Source organism: Hymenobacter coccineus (assembly GCF_001816125.1).
Lineage (GTDB): Bacteria > Bacteroidota > Bacteroidia > Cytophagales > Hymenobacteraceae > Hymenobacter > Hymenobacter coccineus.
The window spans coordinates 1-4,662 of sequence record NZ_MDZA01000173.1 but is presented as its reverse complement, the minus strand read 5'-3'; the positions used below and the strand labels follow the sequence as shown (position 1 = coordinate 4,662).

5 protein-coding genes are annotated in these 4,662 nt (G+C 58.7%); 4 read left to right on the top strand and 1 reads right to left on the bottom strand.

Going from position 1 to position 4,662, the window contains the following annotated elements; translation table 11 throughout:
* Positions 1-381: 381 nt before the first annotated feature.
* The 3 genes from BEN49_RS11350 (at position 382) to BEN49_RS26820 (ending at position 2,167) form a co-directional block, all read left to right on the top strand.
* Complete coding sequence (locus BEN49_RS11350) at positions 382-984, top strand: hypothetical protein (RefSeq protein ID WP_070743443.1); 603 nt, start codon at positions 382-384, stop codon at positions 982-984.
* A 139-nt stretch (positions 985-1,123) separates the two neighbouring features.
* A complete protein-coding gene (locus BEN49_RS11345) occupies positions 1,124-1,480 on the top strand; it encodes a helix-turn-helix domain-containing protein (RefSeq protein ID WP_070743440.1) in 357 nt (118 codons plus the stop codon).
* Between the two features lie 276 nt (positions 1,481-1,756).
* Complete coding sequence (locus tag BEN49_RS26820; protein WP_125916764.1) at positions 1,757-2,167, top strand: hypothetical protein; 411 nt, start codon at positions 1,757-1,759, stop codon at positions 2,165-2,167.
* A gap of 430 nt (positions 2,168-2,597) precedes the next feature.
* Here the strand turns inward: BEN49_RS26820 and BEN49_RS11340 are convergent, their stop codons facing one another.
* On the bottom strand, positions 2,598-3,113 hold the full coding sequence (locus tag BEN49_RS11340) for an NUDIX domain-containing protein (RefSeq protein ID WP_070743437.1): 516 nt from the start codon (positions 3,111-3,113) through the stop codon (positions 2,598-2,600).
* Between the two features lie 300 nt (positions 3,114-3,413).
* On the opposite strand from BEN49_RS11340, the gene BEN49_RS11335 reads away from it, so the two are divergent.
* Positions 3,414-4,662 (top strand): DEAD/DEAH box helicase (locus tag BEN49_RS11335; RefSeq protein ID WP_070743434.1); only part of this gene is annotated, 1,249 nt, incomplete at its 3' end.

Below are 4,662 nucleotides of genomic sequence, written 5' to 3'. Positions count from 1 at the left end.
CGTTGGTGCGCCCGCCGCCACCCAGCGCCGAGCGCAGGCTGCTCAGCAGCCGCAGCCCAAAGGCCACGCCCAGGGCCAGCTGAAACAGCTCGTAAAAAAACCAGCGCCCCAGGCGGCGCCCCCACGAAACCAGAGCCGGAAAATGCATGGCGCAAACGGTTAAGAAAAGGAAGAATACCTATTCCTCAAATTTCGGCCGCCCGTGTGACGCTGCGGTTACGGATGAGTTACGTTTTGGTAAAAAAACAAGGACTATATAGGGCCCCCGCTGAATAATTTGCGGCGGCAATTGTTTCTTTACGGGCTGAAACGAGGTAATTTTGACCTTTTTTATTCATCAGGGAATACCCTCTGGCTTCTACCCTATTTTATCTTTATCTAATGCACAACGCTACCACCCGGTCCCTGCGCGGCCTGTTATTTATTGCCGGCCTGGGGCTAGGCACCGCTGGCACCGCCCGCGCCCAGGGCCCCGATATCAGCAAGTTTATCACCAACAAGCGCCACTACGTGTTCGCGCAGCGCGACGCCGAATCGCCGGCCGTGCAGAACGTGACCAAGAACACCGACGAGGAAGCCGACGTGAACGGCACCTACACCCGCCTGGCCTACCGCCCCTACGCCCAGATGCTGACGGAAATCGACGAGCTGCGCCGCCTGCACACCTGGGCCGACACCACCTACCAGCGCCGCCTGGCCGCCCTGCCCCCCGGCGGCGCGCTCCAGGTCACCATTCGCCGCAAGGGCCCCGGCAGCGCCAACCTGAGCAACCTCGTCATCGTGGCCACCGACAAAGCCGGGCAGGAAGTATTCAAAATAGTGCCCCCCGCCACCCCCGGCCGCTTCTTTGGCCGCGACCTCTACCAAGCCCAGGGCTTGCTACCCCTGCCTAAAGTTGAGCTCCAGGAGCTGAAGGTGCGCGTGGGCGACGCCAAGCTCTACCTAGCGTTCGAGTACCTCGTAACGGTGCCGCCGGTGCAGTAGGGCCCCGGCGGGGCCCTGAATATTAGGGCTAGGAGGTAGGCAAGCATCGTCAGTACTGCGTACAGAATTACAAATCGTATTTCCGGATAGTGTAAGTGTTCTTATACTATCCGGAAATTTTGCTTTTCTTAGTTACGCTATGACGCGCATTCTGCACACTGAAAAGGAATACCGGGCGGCCATGACGCAGTTGGAATACCTCATCGACCACGAGCCCGGGGCCCTAGATGAAATCAAAGCCCTGGGCCACGCCGCCAACGAATACGAAAACGGCCACGGTCACCGCCCCGTCGCGCCCACCTCGCTGGTGGGCATCCTGGAGCGGGAAATGGTGGCGCGGCACCTGAAGAAACAGGAGTTGGCGGCCCTGCTCGGCGTGGCTAACAGCCGCCTGAGCGAAGTGCTAGACGGCAAACGCACCATCAATCTGGACCTTGCCAAGCGGCTGCACCAAAAGCTGGGCATTTCGGCCGAGCTTATTCTAGAACACGCTTGATATTTAGCGAATCCGGGCGGCGGAGAGATGATAAACGGTGGGAACTGATACAATGTCCGCGTTTATGGAGTAGCTCAATTTCCGGGCCCCTAGATGTTATCTGGCAAAGGATAGAATTGTGAGAAGTCTCACTACCAGTTAATTATTCCTCTGGTTTCGAGTGGCCCAATGAATAGGAAAGCCTACAGACCCACTCACTTTTAAGGCTATTCAATCCGGGTTACAAAAATAATACCCAGTATTTTCCCAAGGCATCAACCAAGTGAAATTTTACGAATGAAAAAGTATTTTTTCGTACTGCCGCTGTTGGCAATGGCCTGGTCCGTTTGGTACCTGCTAAGACCCAACTATAAATTTACCAAATATCAATTATCCGATTGCAGTGAAAATTTCACTTTAGTAGAATATTTTGCCTATTTCAAAAGAGGCTTTGTAATTGTTGCGGGTGATTACAATACGCAAGAAATTCCTACTAGTAATTGTATCACATTGCCCGAAATGAATGGCATTAGCCCTTACTATGAATTTATAGCAACATGTGAAGACAAGCACATAGTAATCAATTTTAGGCGATATATATCCAACCAAACGTACAATTCAAGTAAAATTTTTATTAAAAAAGTGGATGGGGAACAATACCAAAACATGAGGGATCACGGGGTGGGAACTCTAATAAAATTATTTTGACAGGAACACGGGAAGCAGAATCAGCTTTTAAAAGCCGTTGACAAAATTCTTTGCGTAAGAATTTGTAAATATTTTGGTAGCGCTGATTAATACGAAACCCGCACGCTTTCAAATGCAGCAGAAAGGAATGCTTAGAGCAGTTTCCGGGTCAGTGTACATGTTCATCCAAGCATTCGCCTCACCCCCCGGCCCCATCTCCGAAAAGGAGGGGGGGAGCCAGCCGAATACAAAGTGTACACTGACCCAGAATTTGCTCTAGGTACACCAACAAACTGGTGGAGGTGGCTTTTGGCGAAACTTCAGAACAGCTCAATTTCGTTCATGTGGGCCTATTAGGCTTCCCTATTCACTAGGCCGCTCGAAACCAGCGTGCCGAAAACATTTTTCAGGCGCATCCAGCCACTATCCAAGGGCCCCTTGGTAGCACCCGCTACCGCCGCAGCCGGGCCCACTGCACGGCCACCAGGGTTTTGGCGTCCTGGAAGAGCTCGGCGGTGAGGGCATCCCAGTCCAGGGTGATGATGTCGATGTGCTCGTTTTCGCCGGCCATGCCGCCGCCGGGGCCCGTCTGGCGGCTCACCTCGGCGTAGTAGATGGCGATGGTTTCGGTGCTGGCGCCGGGCGTGGAGTACACGGTGGCAATGTGGGTGAGGGCATCGACCTCGTAGCCCAGCTCTTCGTGGATTTCGCGGCGCACGGTGGCGTCGGGCGTGTCGTCGTGGTCAATCATGCCGGCGGCGATTTCGAGCACCTCGCGCTCGGGGCCGTAGCGAAACTGCCGGGTGAGCACGTAGAGCTGGCGCGCGGTGTCGAAGACCAGCGCCGCCACGGCGTTGCCGAAGATGAATTGCTCGCGTGTGAACTCCTGGCCGTTGGGGGCCCGCACGGCCAGCTCGTCAATCTTGTAGTGGCCGGTAAAGACGCGCTTGCGGTCGGTAATCTGCATGGGGGGGGGAAGCTGTGTTGTACCTTTGTGGAAACCAGGGCCGCCGTCGGAGCAGCCCGCCGCCCGGCTGCGCCGGGCAAAGCCCCGCGCCTCGGCTGCCTCCGCAAGTAAGCGCACCTCACCCCAACTTCTCCTGTTTCAGGGAATGCGGCGGCCTCCGACGAGCCGCCACCCCCGCCCGCGCCTGGCCCTCCAGCGCGGCCATGCCCGCCTGTGCTACTGCGCCAGGCCCCGCCGGCGGCTCCCCCGGAGCCGCTGCCCCTCAACCCGATACCTAGTTTCGCGTACCCAACCCCCTTTATGACGTTTAGCGAATTAAACCTGATTGACCCCATCCTCAAGGCCCTGACCGAGGAAGGCTACACTACCCCCACCCCCATTCAAGCGCAGGCCATCCCGCAGGTGCTTGAAGGCCACGACCTGCTGGGCGTGGCCCAAACCGGCACCGGCAAAACCGCCGCCTTCACCGTGCCCATCCTGCAGCTGCTGCACCGCTCGGCGCAGCTCGAGAAGCAGGCCCCCCGCCGCATCCGCTGCCTCGTGCTGACGCCGACGCGCGAGCTGGCCATCCAAATCAACGAATCGTTCGGGGCCTACGGCCGCCACCTGACCCAGATCCGCCACACCGTCATCTTCGGCGGCGTGGGCCAAAACCCGCAGGTAGCGCAGCTGCAGCGCGGCGTGGAGGTGCTCATCGCCACTCCCGGCCGCCTGCTCGACCTCATGAACCAGGGCTTTGTGGACCTGCGCGGCGTGGAGATTTTCGTACTCGACGAAGCCGACCGCATGCTCGACATGGGTTTCATCAACGACATCAAGCGCATCCTGCCCAAGCTGCCTACCAAGCGCCAGACGCTGTTTTTCTCGGCCACCATGCCGGGCCAAATCCAGGAGCTGGCCAGCACCATCCTGCGCCCCAACCCGGTGCGCGTGGCCGTGACGCCGGTGAGCAGCACCGCCGACACTGTGACGCAATCGGTGTTTTTGGTGGAAGGCAACAACAAGCCCGCCCTGCTCCGCCACGTGCTCAAGGACCAGGAGATTCGCCGCGTGCTGGTGTTTACCCGCACCAAGCACGGCGCCGATAAAGTGGTGAAGGCCCTGGCCCAGTACGAGATTGTGGCCGAAGCCATCCACGGCAACAAGAGCCAGAACCACCGCCAGCGGGCCCTGTCGAACTTCAAGGCCGGCAGCACCCGCGTGCTGGTGGCTACTGACATTGCCGCCCGCGGCATCGACGTGGACGAGCTGACCCACGTCATCAACTACGAAATCCCCAACGAGCCCGAAACCTACGTGCACCGCATCGGCCGCACGGGCCGCGCCGGGGCCTTCGGCACGGCCTTTTCGTTTGTGGAAGACGAGGAGCGCGCCTACTTGCAGGACATCCAGAAGCTCATCAACCGCCAGATTGACCTGGAAACCGACCATCCCTTCACCACATCGCACGTGCGCCCCGTGGAGCTGAACGGCCGCGAGCGCATCATCCGGCCCAAGGGCCCCGCGGGCCGGCCCCAGCGCCCCAGCCGCGACGGCAGCAGCAGTGGTG

Excerpts from the sequence above, each read along its gene's own strand:
- BEN49_RS11345 (WP_070743440.1), top strand. The coding sequence starts at position 1,124 with ATGACGCGCATTCTGCACACTGAAAAGGAATACCGGGCGGCCATGACG.
- BEN49_RS11350 (WP_070743443.1), top strand. The coding sequence starts at position 382 with ATGCACAACGCTACCACCCGGTCCCTGCGCGGCCTGTTATTTATTGCC.
- BEN49_RS11340 (WP_070743437.1), bottom strand. The coding sequence starts at position 3,113 with ATGCAGATTACCGACCGCAAGCGCGTCTTTACCGGCCACTACAAGATT.
- BEN49_RS26820 (WP_125916764.1), top strand. The coding sequence starts at position 1,757 with ATGAAAAAGTATTTTTTCGTACTGCCGCTGTTGGCAATGGCCTGGTCC.